This window comes from Pseudomonas sp. Pseusp10, from assembly GCF_059492225.1.
Window position 1 is genome coordinate 3,612,829 of sequence record NZ_CP168528.1, and the last position, 18,532, is coordinate 3,631,360.

Consider the following 18,532-nt stretch of genomic DNA (forward strand, 5'->3'; position numbering starts at 1 on the left):
TTGCCTGGCAGGCGCTGCGCATCCGCGTCCAACTTCCGAGCGCATACTCAACCGAAACACCAAGACATGCCTGGGCGTGTCTTGCGGTTGTTTCAAGCAATGCTTACCGATGCAACGGGCTCCCGCGATGCTGCGCGTGCAGCCAGGAAGGCTAGAGCGGCCGCCACGCCCAGCAAAGTGGCGCTCAATTCGAAGGTCGCTTGATAGCCGTTCGAGTCAAAGACCAGTCCGCCAACGGTTGCACCAGACGTGATAGCGAGTTGGATGATCGCCACCATTAAGCCGCCTCCCGCTTCAGCAGCGTCTGGCAACGTTCTCGCCAGCCATGTCCACCATCCCACGGGTGCCGCAGTCGCAACCAGTCCCCATAGGCCAAGCAAGACAGTCGTGGTGGCTGTCGAGCTACCGAATGAAACAAGCGCCAGTGCAATTATCGCCATCAAGATAGGGATGACGATGAGGGTTCGATGCAGGCCTTTTTTCAAGAACGCTTCAATCAGGAAGGTTCCGACAAGGCCCGCCAGGCCCAGAACGAGCAACATCATCGACAGCATGGAGACACTGACGTGCGTGACCGTTTCAAGGAATGGGCGCAAATAGGTAAACAGCATGAACTGGCCCATGAAAAAGACACTGACCGCCACCATGCCTAAAGCGACTGGTATGCTTTTCATCAACCTGAAGACGTTTCCAGTGCCTGAGCCGCCGTGCGATTTCATCGCTGGAAGACTTAACGACAGCCAGACACAGGCGACTATCGCGACTGGGATGACGCACAAGAATGCACCGCGCCAGCCAATCAACACGCCGAGAAGACTGCCCAATGGTGCTGCAATCACAGTCGCCAAAGCGTTGCCGCCGTTTACGATTGCCATGGCCCGTGTGACCTGGTCGTCAGGCACAAGGCGCATGGCGGTTGCCGCCGACAGTGACCAGAAACCACCAATCGCAACACCGATCAGTGCGCGTCCGATCATGAATACCCCGTAGTTCGGTGCGAATGCGACCACTGTTCCGGAAAGGATCATCAACAGCGTCAGTGAAAGAAGTAGCGGTTTACGATCAACCCGCGCTGCCACCAGCGGGATCACAAGGCAGGTGAATAAGGCAAACAGCCCTGAAACGGAAATGCCCTGACCGGCTTGTCCTTCGGTGATATGCAGGTCGGCGGCAATTGGTGTCAGCAGGCTGACGGGCATGAACTCCGATGCCACCAGCACGAAGGCAGCGAGCGACATGGCGAATACGGCGCCCCATGATTTATGGGGCACTGGTAGTAAGTGATCAGCCATTGTTTGAATCCTGTATTGCGCTCTGCTCCTTCACCGCCCCCATGGGATGGCCGACGATGATGGCTGCGTTCCTGGATTTGGGGTTGAGGTCTTTCGGGGTGAACAGGTTGCCAGCCACCTTCATACCGTATTGATTTTTGAATGTGACCTTTTCTACAGTCACTTTGTCGCTTGTGTAGAAGTTGTCTGCACCGTTCGACATATCGGCTCCCGCTGAAGAAAAGGAGGTAACGAGCAGCCCTAGGGCAAGCAAAATTCCTTTCACCGGATATTCCTTTCGATTGAGTTGTAGTTTGCTGGAGGGTTTTGACCCAAGCGCATAATCAGCCAACGTGGCGTTGTCGATCACGAAGCGATACTTGACGTCATGGGAGATTCCTCAATGGGGTTGTCGGATGAACATTCTCCGGCCCAGTCCAGACTCCCTGTAGTGCATTCCGCTGGATTACTTGCCTGATTCTATGAGTCTCTGTTTTTTGCAGGACGTTCGTGTGCTGGCGAGTTAGAGTTCAGCGAAGAGGTACAAGACGAACATGACGATCAAACACGACACCGCTCATCAACAGACATCTGCACAAGAAACGCTTGCACGGATTATCGGCACGCAGATCTCTAAACCAGGTGATTACGGAACGTCCATTACGGGCCTCGGCTTTTTCAGACGTGAACATCCATCGCCACCCGTCGTCTGCATGGTCGAGCCAAGCATCATTCTCGTCGCCCGGGGTGAGAAACAGCTATGGGTAGGTGGCGAGGGTTACCCGTACGACACGTCGCGATTTCTGATCACCTCATTGGACTTGCCTGCCAATTCAGAAGTGCTGGCGGCAAGCCCGGAACAGCCATGCCTGGGGCTGACTTTGAAACTCGATCTGCGCATGCTGGCTGAGCTGATAGCACAAAGTGACCTGCCGCCAACCCGTGATCGATCAGTTGCGAAGGGGGTAGGAATTGGTTCAGTGACCCCGGCACTGTTGGCGTCATTCGAGCGGTTATTGGCACTGCTCGAAGAGCCGGAGTCCATCCCGGTTCTTGCCCCCTTGATCCAACGCGAGATTCACTACCGTCTTTTGCAGAGTGATCAGGCCGGCCGGCTTCGACAAATAACTTCTGTCGACGGCCAAGGTTATCGGATCGCCAAAGCCATCGATTGGCTGAAGTTGAATTACACCTTGGCCCTTCGTGTCGATGAGCTTGCGGCCCGGGTGCAGATGAGCACTCCGACCTTTCACCACCACTTCCGTCAACTCACCGCAATGAGCCCCTTGCAGTACCAAAAATGGCTGCGACTGAACGAGGCGAGGCGATTGATGCTCAATGAGCACCAGGACGTGTCCAGTGCGGCCTTCAAGGTCGGATATGAAAGCCCGTCCCAGTTCAGTCGTGAATACAGCCGTCTGTTCGGCGTCCCCCCCAAGCGGGATATTGCGGTGTTACGAGGGCAGAGTTAGCAACATCAATGCGTACTTGAGGGGAATGGTCGTCTGAGTTTCGTTACGTGCCTCACTCAGCGGTAGCACCTGATGTTGATTGTTGTAATCGCCCCCTCATGGGGCCCCCCTCCAGCTAGCGTTAAATCAGCCTGAGCCGGTGATTCAAAATCAGTTCGTGCAACAGAAACACTGACGAAACCGGCATTTAATGCCCGCGACTGCTGCGAATTAACTCATAAGCCCGACGCACCAGAGGATTAATAGTATTGGGCCGAATCCAAAGGTGGTAGGTGACATCCGGCAGACGGGGCAAACCATCGCTTTCACCCAGCACCCGCATATCCGGGCCTAACATTTCCATGCTTCTGGCAGTGACGCCAAGACCTGCGCGGGTCGCCGCCTTGATACCAATCAGGTTCGACGCCAGATAAGCCTGGCGCCAGGGAATGTTGGCGCGTTCGAGAGCCTCAAGAGCGTATCGCCGATAGATACTGGGTTCATCCACCAGGATCAACGGCAAGGGTTCGCCGGGGTTGTGAAGGTACTGCGCAGAACAAATCCACCACACCGGTGAGGTGCGCAAGGCAAAACCTTCCAGATTGGGGTCTTCACGAGTGGAAATCACCATATCGACCTTGCCACGGTGCAGGTCGTCCATGAGAAACGGGCTTCGGCCGACGTCGATTTCCAGGCGCAAACGTGGCGCCGAACGCGCGATGTGACTGAGAATTGGTGGCAGGATGGTGTCGGCGATGTCATGGGGAGAGCCAATGCGCAGCACGCCGCTCAAGCTGCTTTCGCGCAAGGAGTTCAGCGCGTCATCGTTGAGCGAAAGCATCTGCCGGGCATGGCGTAGCAACTGCTGCCCGGCTTCCGTGAGCTGCTTTTGCCGCCCGCGTTTTTCGAACAGGCTGACCCCGACCTGTTGCTCCAGGCGTTGCATGTGCTGAGTGACCGACGATTGTGTGCGGGCCAGTTGCACACCGGCCTCGGCAAAGCTGTGCTGATCGACTACGGCAATGAAGGTGCGCAGTAGTTCGAGATCGAGGGTCGACATGGCGGCTGCTTTTTACATTAAGGGTGCGAACATAAACATTACATATCTTTATGTGTTCGGAGAAATTTATTTTTCAGGGAGCTCGTATAGGCCAATAAACGTGGGCTTATAAGCGTTTATCTAAAAAGTGACAGCACCAGAGTTATAACGATATTAGATATTTGTATTTCCGTTACCTCGGCGCTGTACGCAGGATGCCCACTCATCAGGTCGGGGTTTTGCCGATCATTAATGAGGGGAAATCCATGTTGTTCGAGCGCGCGCCTGTAAAACGGTTATTGCCCATGATGTTGGGTGCCTTGATCTCACTAGCCGCCAGCACTGCTGCCCAGGCTGACGCGACGCTGGATAAGATCGAGCAGCGTCATGTGCTTGTGGTTGGCGTGCTGCTGTCGGGTGGCCCCTTTGGCGGGATCGATCCTGCCACACAGAAGCCGCGTGGTCTGAATGTAGAGCTCGCTCAAGAACTGGGTCGGCAGTTAGGTGCTGAGGTGCAACTGGTGCCGGTATTGCCGGCCAACCGCGTGCAGTTTCTGCAGCAGGGTAAGGTCGATTTGCTGATCGCCAATATGGAATGGACGGCGGAGCGCGGCGAGATTCTCGGCTTTGTGCCGACACCGTTTTACCGGGTTGGCGGTACCGCCGCGGTACTCAAGGATAGCAAGATCACCCGCTGGGAAGACCTGAAAGGGCAACCGGTGTGCACCTCTCAAGGCAGCAGCTACGTCAAGCCGCTCACCGAGTTGGGCGCTGAGTTGAAGGCATTCAAAAGTTCGTCCGAGTCTTTGTTAGCACTGCGTGGCAACAACTGCGTTGCGGCAGTACATGACGCCACACTGATCAATCCGTTAATCGCCGACAACACCGAATGGCAAGGCTATCGCGCCATCAGTCCAGAGCTTAACCCGGCGCCGTCGGTGATCTGGACGCGTCGTGGTGAAAGTGACATCCAGGCCAAGCTCGACCCGATCGTCAAGGAACTGCACCGCAGCGGCTGGTTGATCGAAGCCCAGACCCGCAATCACATCACCCCCGCGTCACCTGCGCTAGTGGAGCTGCAAAAGCAGTTCCAGGCCAACGGCGCCTGATTCACCTCGTCGTATTCAATACGCCGCCGCATCGCGCGACGGCTATTCAAGGTAGTCGCGCATGAACCGTCATTTTTCCACTAAAAACCTGACATCACTGTGCCTGGCCGGCGCTCTTGCATTGGGCGCAAGCCTGGCCCGTGCAGATGCCACGCTGGACAAGATTGAGCAGCGCCATGCCATCAGTGTTGGCGTGATTCTCAGCGGCCCGCCGTTCGGCTCCATCGACCCGAAGACCGGTGAGCATTTGGGCTACAACGTTGAATTAGCCAAAGGCGTGGCCAAGGCGCTGGGCGTGGAGGTCAATACCGTCTCGGTACTGGCGCCGAACCGTGTGCAGTTTCTGCAGCAGGGCAAGGTCGACATCCTGATCGCCAACATGCAGTTCACTGAAGAGCGCAGTGAGATCCTCGATTTCGTGCCCACGCCTTATGAAGAGGTGGGCGGCGCGGCGCTGATTCGCAAAGGCTCGGGCATCACCCAGTGGGCCGACCTCAAGGGCAAGCCGGTGTGCGTGTCCCAGGGCAGCAACTTCATAAAGCCGTTGCAGGAAACCTACGGCGCACAGATCAAGGCATTCCGCAGTCAGTCCGAGTCGTTGTTGTCGCTGCGCGGCGATGGTTGCGTGGCGGCGGTGCATGTCAGTCCGACCATGCATGCGTTGTTGAGCGATGCCGAGTGGGCAGGTTATGAGATCCCGCTGCCAGGTGATTTGATCCCGTCCAACTCGGTGATCTGGTTGCGCAAAGGCGAGCACGATACCCAGGCGAAACTGGATGCCATCGTGCGTGACTGGCACCGCAGTGGCTGGCTGATCGAGCTCGGCGAACGCACGGGGATGGCGCCGTCCAAGGCCTTGCGTGACTTGCACGAGCAATATCGCAACACCGCGCCGCTGGCGGTGCAGCCATGAGTCGACCATTGTTTGTGGCCCTGCAACAACTGCTCGGCGCCAGGCACGTGCAGAGCAGTGAGGAAGCCGCACCTTACCTCACCGACAAGCAAGGGCGTTACGTGGGGCAGGTGGTTGCCGCCGTGCATCCGGCGAACGTCGAGGAAGTCGCGGCAGTGGTGCGTGCCTGTGTCGCCTGCGACACGCCGATAGTCGTGCAGGGTGGCAACACCGGCCTGATGGGCGGCGCAACGCCTGACGCCAGTGGGCGTGCCGTTTTGCTCTTGCTTGATCGCCTGAACCGCGTACGAGCGGTAGACACTGACAACGACACGCTGACCGTCGAAGCCGGCTGCATTCTGCAAAACGTTCAGGACGTCGCCCGTGAGGCTGGTCGTCTGTTTCCCTTGAGCCTGGGCGCCGAAGGCAGCTGCACCATTGGCGGCAATCTAGGTACCAACGCCGGTGGTACTGCCGTATTGCGCTACGGCAATACCCGCGAGCTGACACTGGGGCTGGAAGTGGTGACCGCCGAAGGCGAAATCTGGAACGGCCTACGCGGTTTGCGCAAGGACAACACCGGCTACGACTTGCGAGACCTGTACATCGGCAGCGAAGGCACCCTCGGGATTATTACCGCTGCGACCCTCAAATTGTTCCCTTTGCCCAAGGCGCAAGCCACCGCGTTGCTGGCCTTTGACTCGCTGTCGCAAGCGGTGCAATTGCTGTCCCATGCCCGTGCCGGTTTTGGCGCGAGCCTCACCGCATTTGAACTGCTCAGTGCCGATTGTCTGGCGCTGTTACGCGAGCAAGTTCCCGAGGGGCCACAACCGTTTCTCGGCGTGAGCCAGCCCTGGTTCGCCCTGTTGGAACTATCGGACAACCACAGTGAAAATCACGCCCGCGAAGCCTTTGAAGCGGTGCTCGGCGAAGCGTTCGAACAGGGCTTGCTCGCCAATGCATTGATCGCCGAAAGCCTGGCGCAAAGCGAAGCGCTGTGGTTGCTGCGGGAAAACATGAGCGAGGCGCAGAAGCGTGCCGGCCGCAACATGAAACACGACATCTCTGTGCCGATTTCCCGGATCGTGGATTTTGTCGCGCACACGGATGCGCTGTTGCAGGCGCATTTCCCTGGTGTTCGTCATTACACCTTCGGCCATCTGGGCGATGGCAACCTGCATTACAACGTCGCACATCCCCAAGATTCGACGATCGAAGCGCACATGGCCCATTACACGGCGTTGAGCCAACTGGTACATGACAGCGCCCATGCCCACGGTGGTTCGATCAGTGCCGAGCACGGTATCGGCCAGCGCAAACCGGATATGCTCGGGCGCTACAAAAGTGCGGTGGAGCTCGATCTGATGCGCCGCATCAAGCAGGCCCTGGATCCGCTCAATCTGCTCAATCCGGGCAAAGTATTGCAGGAGGCTCGGTCATGACACTGCGTTTGTCCCAGCGCGTGCAGCGCGTCTCGCTGTCGGCCAACGCCGCCGCTAAGTCCCGTGCCACCGAGTTGCGCGAGGCCGGTCGCGACATTCTCGACCTGACCACCGGCGAACCGGATTTCGACACCCCGGAACACATCAAGCATGCCGCATATGGCGCCATCGCCGGCGGGGCCACTAAGTACACGCCGACGCCGGGTGTAAAAGCCTTGCGGGTTGCCGTGCAGCGCAAACTCCAGCGCGAAAACCACCTGGACTATTCGCTGCCTTCGATTGTGATTGCCAACGGTGCTAAACAGATCATCTTCAACGCATTTGCCGCGACCCTTGACGATGGCGATGAAGTGCTGGTGCCCACGCCGTATTGGCCATCGTTCCCGGACAGTGTTCGGTTCAACGGTGGTGAACCGGTGTTTATCGAATGCGGACTCGCCCAAGGTTGCAAGCTCACGGCAGAACAGCTTGAGCTACACATCGGCGAACGCACACGCTGGCTGATCCTCAACGGCCCCGGCAACCCCAGTGGGGCGGTGTATAGCGCAGTCGAGTTGCAAGCGATCGCCGAGGTGCTGCGCCGTCACCCACAGGTGCTGATTCTGCTGGATGAACTCTATGAACACATCCGCTTTGACGGACAGCCGGCGCAGAGCTTGCTCAATGTTGCGCCGGATTTGCAAGCGCGCTGCCTGTTGGTGGGTGGCGTGTCCAAAACGTATGCCATGACCGGCTGGCGCATCGGTTTCGGTGCCGGCCCACGAGTGCTGACCGACGCCATGGCCGTCGTGCAGTCGCAATCCACTTCCGGAGCGTCCTCGGTGAGCCAGGCCGCTGCGCTGGCAGCCTTCGATGGCGGACTGGAATTTTTGCCCGAGCAGGTCGCGGCCTATCAGCAGCGTCGGAATTTGCTGGTGAGTACCTTGCGCAACGTCGACGGTCTTGACGTGCTTGAGCCTCAGGGCGGTTTCTTCGTATTTGTCCGCTGCGCCGGTTTGCTGGGGCGATATCGTCCGGACGGCATCCGCCTTGATAGCGACGCCGATGTGGTGGCGTATTTGTTGGAGGAGGGCGTGGCCGGGGTAGCGGGCAGTGCTTATGGTCTGTCGCCGTGGTTTCGTCTGTCCATCGCTACCGCGACCGACAGCGTCGGCGAAGCCGGGCGTCGCATTGCCCGGGCCTGCACGCAATTGCGGGGAGAAGCATGAGTCATTGGCTGGAGCTTTTCGTCCACTGGGCCGCCGGAATCGGCCTGAACTACAACTTTCTGCTGGATGCCTATCAGCGCGGTTCCCTGGTGCAGGGCGCGTTGACTACGGTGTGGTTGTGCCTGTGTACCATCGTCGGCAGTTTGCTCGCCGGGATCAGCCTGGCGGCGATGCTGACGTCGGGCAATCCGTGGCTGGCGAAACCAGCGCGGGTATTCGTCGAAGTCACTCGCAACACGCCGACACTGGTGCAGCTGTATTGCGCGTTCCTCGTATTGAACATGTTACTCACTCAAGCCGTTGGTGCGGCGAACCCACTGACACCATTCGCCTGGGTGGTGATCGTGATCTCGTTGCACAAGGGCGCTTTCCATGCCGAGGCCTTGCGCGCCGGCATCGAGGCCGTGCCGGCAGTGACGATGGAAGCGGCCAGTTCGCTGGCATTCAGCAATCTCCAGTTGTTGTGGAGCGTGCAGTTGCCACTGGCCCTGCGCTTCGCTTTGCCGTCGCTGATCAACAACCTGATCGACCTGGTGAAGATGACTGCCGTCGCTTCGGCGATTGCCGTCGGCGACATCACCTACGCGTCGATCATGATCTGGACGCAGAGCGATAACGTTCTGGAACTAATGATCCTGATCCTGAGCTTTTTCGGTCTGCTGAGCTTTATCGTCAATTGTGTGGGGCGCTACCTGGAAGCGCGCCTGAGGATGCCCGGTTATGGCCATTGAATCGTCCGTCACTGCCCCGATGCCCTGGCCGCGTCGGCATGTTGGAAAGCTGTTGCTGTTGGCCTGCGCCGCGCTCTGGTTGCTGTGGTTCCCCCCGCAAAGTCCGGTGTTAAAGGCGTTGCTGCAATGGTCGCCGGCACTGGTCGCAGGCTTTGGTCAGAACATTCTAATCAGCCTGGTCGCGATCGCATTGGGCTCGCTGCTGGGGTTGCTGGTTGGGGCGCTGGCGCTGTCGCCGCTGCGTCTGCTGCGCTTGCCGGCACGGATTTGGGTGCAAATCTTCCGCAATGCACCATGGCTGGTACTGATCTATTTCACTACCTATGTATTCCCCTTCGAGATCCAAATCGGCAGCGCTCACGTGTCGTTTCCGGACTGGGTCAAGGTGACGATCGGCCTGGCCTTGCCGGCGAGTGCCAACGTTGCGGAGATCTTTCGTGGCGCCATCGCTTCGATCCCGAGTACGCAGTGGGAGGCGGCACGCTCGCTGGCTTTTACTCGGGGTCAGATCTTTAGCTCGATCATCCTGCCGCAGTGCTTCAAGCGCATGTTGCCGCCATGGATGAACCTGTATGCGGTAATCACCATGGGCACCGCACTGGCCTCGCTGGTCGGTGTGCACGACGTAATCGATACCGCCCAGATCGCCAGCAACACCGTGAACATGACCGGTTTCACCGTGGTGATTTACCTGAGCTTGCTGGTGCTCTTCTTCGCTTACTGCTACCCGATTTCCCGTCTCACCCAACGCCTGGAGCGACGTTATGCCTTCTATTGAAACCGTCGTCGAGCCGCTGGTGAGCCTGCGCGATCTGCACCTGTCGTTCGCCAGTAACCCGGTGCTCAACGGCATCGACCTCGACGTGCATCGGGGGCAGGCGGTGTCGATCATCGGCCCGTCGGGCTCTGGCAAGTCGACCATCCTGCGCTGCATCACCGGGCTGTTGCAGCCCCAGCGCGGCAGCATCCGTGTCGGTGCCACCGAGGTTCACACCCTGACCCTGGAAGCCCAGCGCATCGAATTGCGCAAGCGCGTGGGTTTTGTATTCCAGCAGTACAACCTGTTCCCGCATTTGTCGGTGCTGGAGAACCTGGTGATAGCACCGCGCAAGGTGTTGGGGCGCAACCGGGTCGATGCCGAAAAAGAGGCACGTGCCTTGCTGGCCAAAGTGCGCATGGAGCACAAGGCTGATGCCTATCCGGGACAACTGTCCGGGGGCCAGCAACAACGCGTGGCAATTGCCCGGGCGCTGGCGATGCGACCGGAACTGATTCTGTTCGATGAAGTGACGTCCGCCCTTGACCCGGAAACCGTCGGCGAGGTGCTGACGGTGATTCGCGAGTTGACCGAAGAGGGGATGACTTGCGTGCTGGTCACCCACGAGATGCGTTTCGCCGAAGAGATCAGCGACATCGTCTATTTCACCGAAAACGGCGTGATCGTTGAGCACGGCAGCGCCGCTCAGATTTTTCAGCACCCGACCAGCGAGCGCACCCGGGAGTTCCTGCGCCATGCATTGGGTGATCCGGGGCGGCGTCCTGCCGTCGCCAACGACCCTTACCTGCTGACCAACCTGGGTCGCTACAGCCTGTCCGTCTAATACCGAGGAGCCTGTTCATGAGTACCGTTAACCGTGCCGTCGTCATCGAGGATTTCCTGAAGAAAATCCGCGTCATCAATCAACGCGGCGTCGACCGTGCCGCGCTGGTGGAAATAGTTGCCCTGCTCGAAGCCCTGGCCGAGCGCCGTGATCTGTTCAATTTCGACGAATTCCCGGCGCCGGTGCCGGGGCAGGGCAGTACCGCGTTTCGCTACCGTTTGAATGACGACGGCGATACGCCAACGCTGTACCTGAACTCGCTGTTGCCGGGCAAAAGTACGATCCCGCACAACCACGAAACCTGGGCGATCATCAGCGCCGTCGAGGGCCAGGAGATCAACTACGTTTACCGCCGTGACGACGAAGGTCGCGAATCCGGGTTCACCACCTTGCACCTGGAAAAGGAAGTGATCGTGCAACCCGGCACGTCGATCTCGTTCCTCGGTGAAGACTTGCACGGCATTCGCGTCGAGGGTGAGCAGGCGACCTTGCATTTCCATCTCTACGGTCTGCCGCTGGAGTCCCTCAACGGTCGCTATGGCGTTGAGACCGACGGACGCATTCTCAATTACAACGCCTCGCAAATGGCGCCGTCGATCAAGGCTTACGCATGATCGAACTTTAGTGCCTGGCGCGAACGCCTCAAGGCGCGTCCAGCCATTCAGCGTGCGTACGCGAAGGGCCGCGAACTGGCGGCCAATGAGCGCTCTCTGGCGCTTCAATAATTTTCTTTCGAGCGGGACTCCTATGAGCCAGACCGTAACCCCAGGGCAATTGCAGCAGTGGCTGTTTGATGGGCAGGAAATTGCCCTGTTTGATGTGCGCGAGCATGGTCAGTATGGCGAGGCCCATCTGTTTTTCGGGGTCAATCTGCCTTACAGCCGACTGGAGTTGGAGGTGCTGCGTCTTGCTCCGAATCCCCAGGTGCGGCTGGTGATCTATGACCAGAACGGCGGTGATGTCGCTTCGCGTTCTGCCCGGCGCCTGCATGCGTTGGGGTATGGCAACGTGCACCTTCTGGAGGGCGGTGCGGATGGTTGGCAGGCCGCCGGTTATCAACTGTTCGCCGGCGTGCATGTCCCGTCCAAGGCTTTTGGCGAATTGGTGGAAGAGGCCAGTCATACACCGCATGTCACCGCGCAACAATTGGCCGATTGGCAATCTCGTGACGAGCCACTGGTCGTACTCGACGGCCGGCCGTTCGATGAATACCGCAAGATGACCATTCCCGGTTCAGTGTGCTGCCCGAACGGCGAGCTGGGCTATCGCATCCATGACCTGGCGCCGGACGACAGCACGCCAATCGTGATCAATTGCGCTGGTCGAACCCGTAGCATTATCGGTGCGCAGACGCTGATCAACCTGGGTTTGAAGAATCCGATCTACGCGTTGGAAAACGGAACCCAAGGCTGGTACCTGGAAGACTTTCAACTGGAGCATGGCAGCAGCCGTCGTTATGCCGATGCGGTGTCCGTTGCACCACTAACGGCGCAACGTCTGGCGGCCGCGCAACTGGCGGAGCGGGCCGGTGTGAAAACGGTAACGGCTGCAAAGGTCGAGCAGTGGGCCACAGACGCCGGGCGCAGTCTGTTTTTGTGCGACGTGCGCACCGCCGAAGAGTTTGCCGCCGGCAGTTTACCTGGTGCTCAACACACGCCAGGCGGTCAGTTGGTTCAATCGACTGATCTGTATATCGGCGTGCGTCAGGCGCGGCTGGTGCTGATCGACAGCGATGGCGTGCGGGCGCCGATTGTCGCGAGTTGGCTGCGCCAATTGGGGCATGAGGCGTATGTGCTGGAAGGTGGCGTGAGCAGTGGCCTGGCGTTACCCGCGGGTGAAGTCTTCGCTCATGAAAAGTTGTCAACGATCACTGCACGGGCACTGTCTGATGCGTTGAAAGATAACGCCGTCGCGCTGATCGACCTTCGTCCGAGCATGACCTATCGCAAGGGGCACATTGTCGGCGCGAGCTGGTCGATCCGCTCGTTGCTGGCGTCACACGTCGCGGGCGAACAGCGACCGCTGGTGTTACTGGCCGATGATCCGCAACTGGCTGCGCTCGCCGCACAGGAATTACCTCACGCCCAGCGTGCGCAGGTGCAGCTGCTTGAAGGTGGGCTCGAGGCCTGGCGTGCAGCGGGTTTCGCCGTGCAGGAAAACCCGGACACGCCATCCAATGATCGATGCATCGATTTTCTGTTTTTTACCCATGACCGCCACTCCGGCAACAAAGACGCGGCGCGTCAGTATCTGGCTTGGGAAATCGGTTTGCTGGCACAGATGAGCGACGAGGAAATCGCCAGTTTCAAGCCATTACAACCTCCCGCTCGTTCGGGTTCGCAGGTGCGTACGCGCCTGGTGCATTCGGCGCGGGCTCAGGGTGCCGGCGGCCGCGCAGTCAATGTGCCGGTCACTCGCTTAAGCACCGTGCTATTCGACAACCTGGCGCAAATGCGTGACGCCCGAGCTCGCCGTGATAGCGAGCGTGTGCTGAGTTATGGAGCACGCGGAAATCCAACGGCGTTTGCCCTCGAAGATCTGGTCACCGAGCTGGAGGGGGGGTATCGCACTCGCTTGTTCGGTACCGGGTTGGCAGCGGTCGCGCAGACGTTTCTCGCTTACCTGCGACCCGGCGATCATGTGCTGATCACCGACGCGGTATACGCACCTGTGCGGCGTCTGGCACGAGAGTTTCTTCAGCCCTTCGGTATTCAGGTCAATTATTTCGCCCCGGACGGCCGTGACTTGCAGGCTCAATTGCAAGCCAACACCAAAATGGTCTACACCGAAGTGCCAGGCTCTTTGTTGTATGAACTGTGCGACTTGCCGGCCATCGCCGCCCTGTGCAAACCGCGAGGGATTTTGCTGGCTGTCGATAATACCTGGGGCTCTGGCTACCTGTACCGACCGCTGTCACTTGGTGCGGACATCTCGATCATGGCGCTGACCAAGTACCTGAGCGGCCACAGTGACGTGGTCATGGGCAGTGTCTGCACCTGTGAAGCAGCCTGGCAGCCCATGATGAATATGAGCGATGCCTTTGGCGCGACCGTCAGCCCCGACGACGCTTATCTGGTATTGCGAGGCGCCCGAACGCTGGCGCCACGCCTGGAGGTGCATGAGCGCCAGGCCTTGGAAGTCGCTCTTTGGTTGCAAGCGCAACCGCAGGTGAAACGGGTGTTCCATCCGGCCTTGACCGATCATCCTGGCCACGTCTTGTGGCAGCGAGATTTCACCGGCAGCAACGGCTTGCTGTCCTTTGAATTGAGCGAGGCGGACGACGCGTATGTCGAGCGCTTTATTGATGCACTGCAGCTATTCGGTTTGGGTGCTTCCTGGGGTGGTTTTGAAAGTCTGATCACCTTGGCCGATACCCAAAACCGTAACAGCGCGGCTGATCGCACAATGAATCCTGTGTTGCGGTTGCATATCGGCCTGGAAGATGTCGCGGCGTTGATCGAAGATTTGCAGCGCGGGTTTAAGGCTTTGCATGATCAATCCGCTGATCAGCCTCAATGATGGATCTTCGGCTGGCCATATCTGTGTATGGGCAAGAGGCTCAAGCCTGGATTTTGCCCTGTTCTTCCTTTCGCGAAGTACCCATCAAACTGCTCATGGCCTGACACTTCCTCGTCTACCCTTTGACTGCTAGCGCGTCGCTAGTCTCGCGTCCGGGAAGATAAAGGAGAGATTGAATGGGCATCGTTCGTCAGCACCAACTGGATTTGAGCGCACAACGAGCCGCCATGGCGGCGAGCAGCGGCAACCAACCACTGAGCACTACACCAACGGTTGAGGCTCACGATTTACCGCTCAAGCTGTTAGTGAGGCGAGCCTTTCTATCTGCCGGAGGTGCTCGGCCAACCTCAGTCGAGCAAGAGCGGATCATGGGGACGAACGATCTGGTCGACGAATTTTTTTTTGATCGGGCCCTGCTGGCGGGCATGCCGGTTTGTCGCATTCTGATTCGTGGGCAAGATGGGCGATCTCTGGGTTCAGGAACAGGGTTCATGGTGTCGCCCCGACTGCTACTCACCAATGAGCATGTTTTGCGCAGCGCTGAAGAGGCTGCGCCCTCATTGGCAGAGTTTAACTATCGAATGAACGTGGCCGGCGATCCTGAACCAACCTACCGATTTCATTTGCGGCCAGACCTGTATTTTTTTAACAACGTCGAGTTGGACTTTGCCTTGGTTGCAGTGGAACCCAAGTCAGTCGATGGAGCTACACCATTATCGCGTTTCGGCTACCACCGGTTGATGCCAACCAGCGGTAAGGCGGTGAAAGGCGAATGGCTCACAATTGTCCAGCATCCTGGTGGTGCGCCTCGGCAATGGGCCATTCGGGAAAATGAATGTATGGAAGACAGTCTGGCGGACGTGCTTTTGTACCGAAGTGATACGGCCCCCGGCTCCAGTGGTGCGGCGGTTCTGAACGATAGTTTTCAGGTGGTGGCGTTGCACCATTCAGGCGTGCCGAAGAAAGACGCCTCAGGCCGCCCGATGCTACGTGACGGCTCTTCGGTCGACAGCCTTGATGGTATTGAAGATTCGCTTGTGGAGTGGGCCGCCAACGAAGGCATACGTGTCAGTAGTATTTGCGCTCACATTGATCAGGCGGCACCAGAAAACCAGGGCTATCTGGCAGAGTTGGTGGCCTCGCGGGAAGGGGGCGATATCCTTTCCACCGCGTTTCACGCCTCTCGTCGAAGCGAGGAGGTTACTCTGCAACCTGCTTCAGTTGCGCCTGCGCCGGCTTCAACACCTGTTTATGCGTCCGTTACCGGGGGAGGGCGTTTGGAGCTGGGGACATTGGTGCTTGAACTGGGTGAGCCATTTGCCGATCTCGCAGCAAGATTGGGGCTGGGGACGCAGCGAAATCTGGCCGGCAATGTTGCTGCAGTCATGACAGATGTGAGCGTCGCGACGGAGACTTACAAAGAGCCGATTATCGATATTGATTACTCGACCAGAACTGGCTTCGATTTGAATTTTCTCGGTCTCGATACCCCCCTCCCTGAGGTCAATGCCCCGTCGTTGATCGCCCCAACCAAGAGTGGCGATTCAATCATTCCTTACGAGCACTTCAGTGTCGTTTTGCACCGGAAAAGAAAGCTGGCCATCTTCACGGCCTCGAATGTTGATGGCCGCACGCAAGTTATACAACCGCAACCGGGACATGACTACACACGGGCCGGACTTACAGGTCTGCTCAAAAAAGGAGAAATGGAAAAGTGGGTTCTTGACCCGCGCGTTGACGAGCGTTTTCAGATTCCGGATCGGTTTTACACCAAGGACAATGGTGCCTTTGATAAGGGGCACATTGTTCGTCGAGAAGATGTCTGCTGGGGAAAAACTTTTGAACAAATTCAGCGGGCTAATGGTGATACCTACCACGTAACCAACTGCTCCCCTCAGCGTGGAAATTTCAACCAGACCGGCAAGAGTGGTATTTGGGGACAGCTAGAGAACTTTATTGGGTCGCAAGCGGACTCTGAGCGCTACTGCATTTTTGCAGGGCCGGTTTTGTCCGACAACGATGAAGTGTTTTCTGGAACCGAGCGAGTTCAGATCCCGTCTCGCTTCTGGAAGGTTGTTTGCGCCGTGAAGGATGGCAAGCTTCAGGTTTTTGCCTTCGTCCTGGAACAGGATCTATCAACTCTCCCCAAGGAGTTCGTCGTCACGCCGGTGTGGAAAGCCAGGCAAAAGTCTCTGGCTCAGATAGAGAAGCTAATCGGTCTGGTGAGCTTTGCGCAGCTCTATCACGACGCGGATCAGATTTGAGTTTGATGGGTAAAAACTTGGCGTTAGTCAGAGGTCGGTAGAGGGGCCAGCGCCTGCGACGGCAGCGCCCCGCCGGTCTTGATGGTCTTGGTGACGATGTAGGTGAAGTAGCGTTCGATGCCCAGGCCTTCGAGCAGCAACTGGTCGATAAAGCGCTGGTACTGATCGATGTCTGGCGCGCGAATCATTGCGATGTAATCCACGCCGCCTCCGGTTGCGTAGCAGAACTCCACTTCGGCGGCATCGTTCATGCGCTGTTCGAAGCGGCGCATGCCGTGTGCCGTGTGTTGGGACAGAGTGATTTCCACCAGCAGTTGCTGGCTCTTGAACACCAGGTTCCAGTCGATCACCGCGCGATAGCCCTTCACCAGGCCGGCGCTTTCCAATTTGCGCACGCGCTCCCACGTGGGCGTTACGGACAGGTTGATCGCCTCGGCCAGGTTCGACTTGGTGATACGCCCATCCTCGGAAAGGAGATGCAGGATTTTCAGGTCATAGCGGTCGAGCTTGTGCATCGTCAAAGAACTCTGTTACGGACGGGGGAGTATCAGGGCATCAACTTAACCTGTGGCGAGAGAGCAAGCTCCCTCGCCACAACGATAGCGTTAACCCAATACTTCTGCGGCCACCTGGTCAATCGCTCCCTTGGTGATATCGACAATCAAGTCCGCCTCGGCCTCGGTCAGGATCAGTGGCGGGGCGAAGCCGAGGATGTCGCCATGGGGCATCGCCCGGGCGATCATGCCGCGCTCCAGGCAGGCTGCCGAGACTTTCGGACCGACCTTCAAGGCCGTATCGAATGGTGTGCGCTGTTCACGATTGGCCATGAACTCGACGGCGGCGAGCATGCCGTCGCCACGCACTTCACCCACCAACGGATGGCCTTCGAGGGTTTCGCGCAGCCGGCGGTTGAGGTAACCGCCAACCTTTTCGGCGTTGGCCGTGAGGTTTTCCCGCTCCAGGATATCGAGGTTGGCCAAGGCCGCCGCCGCGCAGATCGGATGCCCGGAATAAGTCCAGCCATGGCCCATGGCGCCTTGGGATTCTGAAGCTTTTTCGATCACATCCCAGACTTTTTCGCCGACAATCACTGCTGACAGCGGCGCATAAGCACTGGTCAGGCCCTTGGCCGTGGTAATCAGGTCCGGACGCATGCCATAACGCTGGCTGCCCATCTTCGAACCCAGGCGACCGAAGGCGCAGACCACTTCGTCGGCGATCAGCAACACGTCGTACTTGTTCAGCACCGCTTGAATCGCTGCCCAGTAACCGGCAGGAGGGACCACGATGCCGCCGGTGCCCATGACCGGTTCGCCAATGAATGCGGCGACGGTATCGGGGCCTTCGGCGAGGATCATTTTCTCCAGTTCGTCGGCGCAATAACGCACGAACGCGGCTTGATCCATGCCGGTCGGCGCCTTGCGATACCAGTGTGGGCACACTGTATGCTTGATGCCTTCGGCCGGCAGGTCGAAATGCTGATGGAAGCTCGGCAGACCAGTCAGGCTGCCGGTCATGATCCCCGAACCGTGATAACCACGGTCGCGGGAGATGATTTTTTTCTTCTGCGGGCGACCCAATACGTTGTTGTAGTAGCGCACCAGTTTGATCTGGGTTTCGTTGGCGTCGGAACCGGAGAGGCCGTAATAGACCTTCTTCATGCCTTCAGGCGCCCAGTCGATGATGCGGCTCGAAAGCTCGATGATCGCTTCGGTCGAGTGCCCCATGTAGGTGTGGTAATAGGCCAGCTCCTTGGCTTGCTTGTAGATCGCGTCGGCAACTTCGGTGCGACCATAGCCGATGTTCACGCAGTACAGGCCGGCGAAGGCGTCGATGAGTTCACGGCCTTCGTGGTCGCGGATGCGGATACCCGAGCCGCCTTGGATGATGCGTCCTTTGAGCGCGCCGCTGGCGTGGTCATGGGCGTGAGTCGAAGGGTGCATGAAGTGCGCACGGTCTTGTTCGAACAGCGAGTCGAGTTCTTGGTTCATGGTATGTCTCCTGA

Annotated in this window: 15 protein-coding genes and 2 pseudogenes; 12 read left to right on the forward strand and 5 right to left on the reverse strand. The window is 58.3% G+C overall.

Features of this window, described 5'->3' with window-relative positions:
* Window positions 1–92: 92 nt before the first annotated feature.
* Entirely contained in the window at window positions 93–1,292 is a 1,200-nt protein-coding gene (locus ACEN8Z_RS16275) for an MFS transporter (protein ID WP_495594863.1), read from the reverse strand.
* A gap of 16 nt (window positions 1,293–1,308) precedes the next feature.
* Window positions 1,309–1,557, reverse strand: a pseudogene (locus tag ACEN8Z_RS16280) (alpha/beta hydrolase); the annotation flags it as partial.
* Between the two features lie 268 nt (window positions 1,558–1,825).
* Between ACEN8Z_RS16280 and ACEN8Z_RS16285 the strand changes: the two are divergent.
* Window positions 1,826–2,743 (forward strand): AraC family transcriptional regulator, encoded by a 918-nt coding sequence (locus tag ACEN8Z_RS16285; protein WP_495594864.1) that lies wholly within the window; start codon window positions 1,826–1,828, stop codon window positions 2,741–2,743.
* A gap of 187 nt (window positions 2,744–2,930) precedes the next feature.
* Here the strand turns inward: ACEN8Z_RS16285 and ACEN8Z_RS16290 are convergent, their stop codons facing one another.
* Window positions 2,931–3,782: a LysR substrate-binding domain-containing protein gene (locus tag ACEN8Z_RS16290; protein ID WP_008001698.1), complete on the reverse strand. Its 852-nt coding sequence runs from the start codon at window positions 3,780–3,782 to the stop codon at window positions 2,931–2,933.
* Window positions 3,783–4,027: 245 nt separating this feature from the next.
* On the opposite strand from ACEN8Z_RS16290, the gene ACEN8Z_RS16295 reads away from it, so the two are divergent.
* The 11 genes and pseudogenes from ACEN8Z_RS16295 (at window position 4,028) to ACEN8Z_RS16345 (ending at window position 16,527) form a co-directional block, all read left to right on the forward strand.
* A complete protein-coding gene (locus tag ACEN8Z_RS16295) occupies window positions 4,028–4,870 on the forward strand; it encodes a transporter substrate-binding domain-containing protein (protein WP_495598140.1) in 843 nt (280 codons plus the stop codon).
* A gap of 61 nt (window positions 4,871–4,931) precedes the next feature.
* Window positions 4,932–5,783, forward strand: coding sequence for a transporter substrate-binding domain-containing protein (locus ACEN8Z_RS16300; protein WP_495594865.1), 852 nt, complete (start codon window positions 4,932–4,934; stop codon window positions 5,781–5,783).
* Window positions 5,780–7,204 carry an FAD-binding oxidoreductase gene (locus ACEN8Z_RS16305; protein ID WP_495594866.1) on the forward strand — a complete coding sequence of 475 codons (1,425 nt, stop codon included), beginning with the start codon at window positions 5,780–5,782 and terminating at the stop codon, window positions 7,202–7,204. Before ACEN8Z_RS16300 ends, ACEN8Z_RS16305 begins: the two co-directional genes overlap by 4 nt.
* Window positions 7,201–8,412, forward strand: a complete 1,212-nt coding sequence (locus ACEN8Z_RS16310; RefSeq protein ID WP_495594867.1) for an aminotransferase class I/II-fold pyridoxal phosphate-dependent enzyme — start codon at window positions 7,201–7,203, stop codon at window positions 8,410–8,412. Before ACEN8Z_RS16305 ends, ACEN8Z_RS16310 begins: the two co-directional genes overlap by 4 nt.
* Window positions 8,409–9,143, forward strand: coding sequence for an amino acid ABC transporter permease (locus ACEN8Z_RS16315; RefSeq protein ID WP_495594868.1), 735 nt, complete (start codon window positions 8,409–8,411; stop codon window positions 9,141–9,143). Before ACEN8Z_RS16310 ends, ACEN8Z_RS16315 begins: the two co-directional genes overlap by 4 nt.
* Complete coding sequence (locus ACEN8Z_RS16320; protein ID WP_495594869.1) at window positions 9,133–9,921, forward strand: amino acid ABC transporter permease; 789 nt, start codon at window positions 9,133–9,135, stop codon at window positions 9,919–9,921. The genes ACEN8Z_RS16315 and ACEN8Z_RS16320 overlap by 11 nt, the downstream gene beginning before the upstream one ends.
* The gene (locus tag ACEN8Z_RS16325; protein ID WP_495594870.1) at window positions 9,908–10,744 is read left to right on the forward strand and encodes an amino acid ABC transporter ATP-binding protein; all 837 of its coding nucleotides are present in this window, start codon (window positions 9,908–9,910) and stop codon (window positions 10,742–10,744) included. Before ACEN8Z_RS16320 ends, ACEN8Z_RS16325 begins: the two co-directional genes overlap by 14 nt.
* 17 nt (window positions 10,745–10,761) lie before the next feature.
* A complete protein-coding gene (locus ACEN8Z_RS16330; protein WP_008001687.1) occupies window positions 10,762–11,358 on the forward strand; it encodes a cysteine dioxygenase family protein in 597 nt (198 codons plus the stop codon).
* A 12-nt stretch (window positions 11,359–11,370) separates the two neighbouring features.
* Window positions 11,371–11,469, forward strand: a pseudogene (locus ACEN8Z_RS16335) (thiol:disulfide oxidoreductase); the annotation flags it as partial.
* Between the two features lie 22 nt (window positions 11,470–11,491).
* Entirely contained in the window at window positions 11,492–14,263 is a 2,772-nt protein-coding gene (metC, locus tag ACEN8Z_RS16340; RefSeq protein ID WP_495594871.1) for a cystathionine beta-lyase, read from the forward strand.
* A 176-nt stretch (window positions 14,264–14,439) separates the two neighbouring features.
* Window positions 14,440–16,527 (forward strand): DNA/RNA non-specific endonuclease, encoded by a 2,088-nt coding sequence (locus ACEN8Z_RS16345; RefSeq protein WP_495594872.1) that lies wholly within the window; start codon window positions 14,440–14,442, stop codon window positions 16,525–16,527.
* Between the two features lie 23 nt (window positions 16,528–16,550).
* Here ACEN8Z_RS16345 and ACEN8Z_RS16350 read toward each other — a convergent pair whose 3' ends face one another.
* Window positions 16,551–17,042 carry an Lrp/AsnC family transcriptional regulator gene (locus ACEN8Z_RS16350; protein ID WP_495594873.1) on the reverse strand — a complete coding sequence of 164 codons (492 nt, stop codon included), beginning with the start codon at window positions 17,040–17,042 and terminating at the stop codon, window positions 16,551–16,553.
* A gap of 90 nt (window positions 17,043–17,132) precedes the next feature.
* The gene (locus tag ACEN8Z_RS16355; protein WP_495594874.1) at window positions 17,133–18,518 is read right to left on the reverse strand and encodes an aspartate aminotransferase family protein; all 1,386 of its coding nucleotides are present in this window, start codon (window positions 18,516–18,518) and stop codon (window positions 17,133–17,135) included.
* Window positions 18,519–18,532 lie beyond the last annotated feature (14 nt).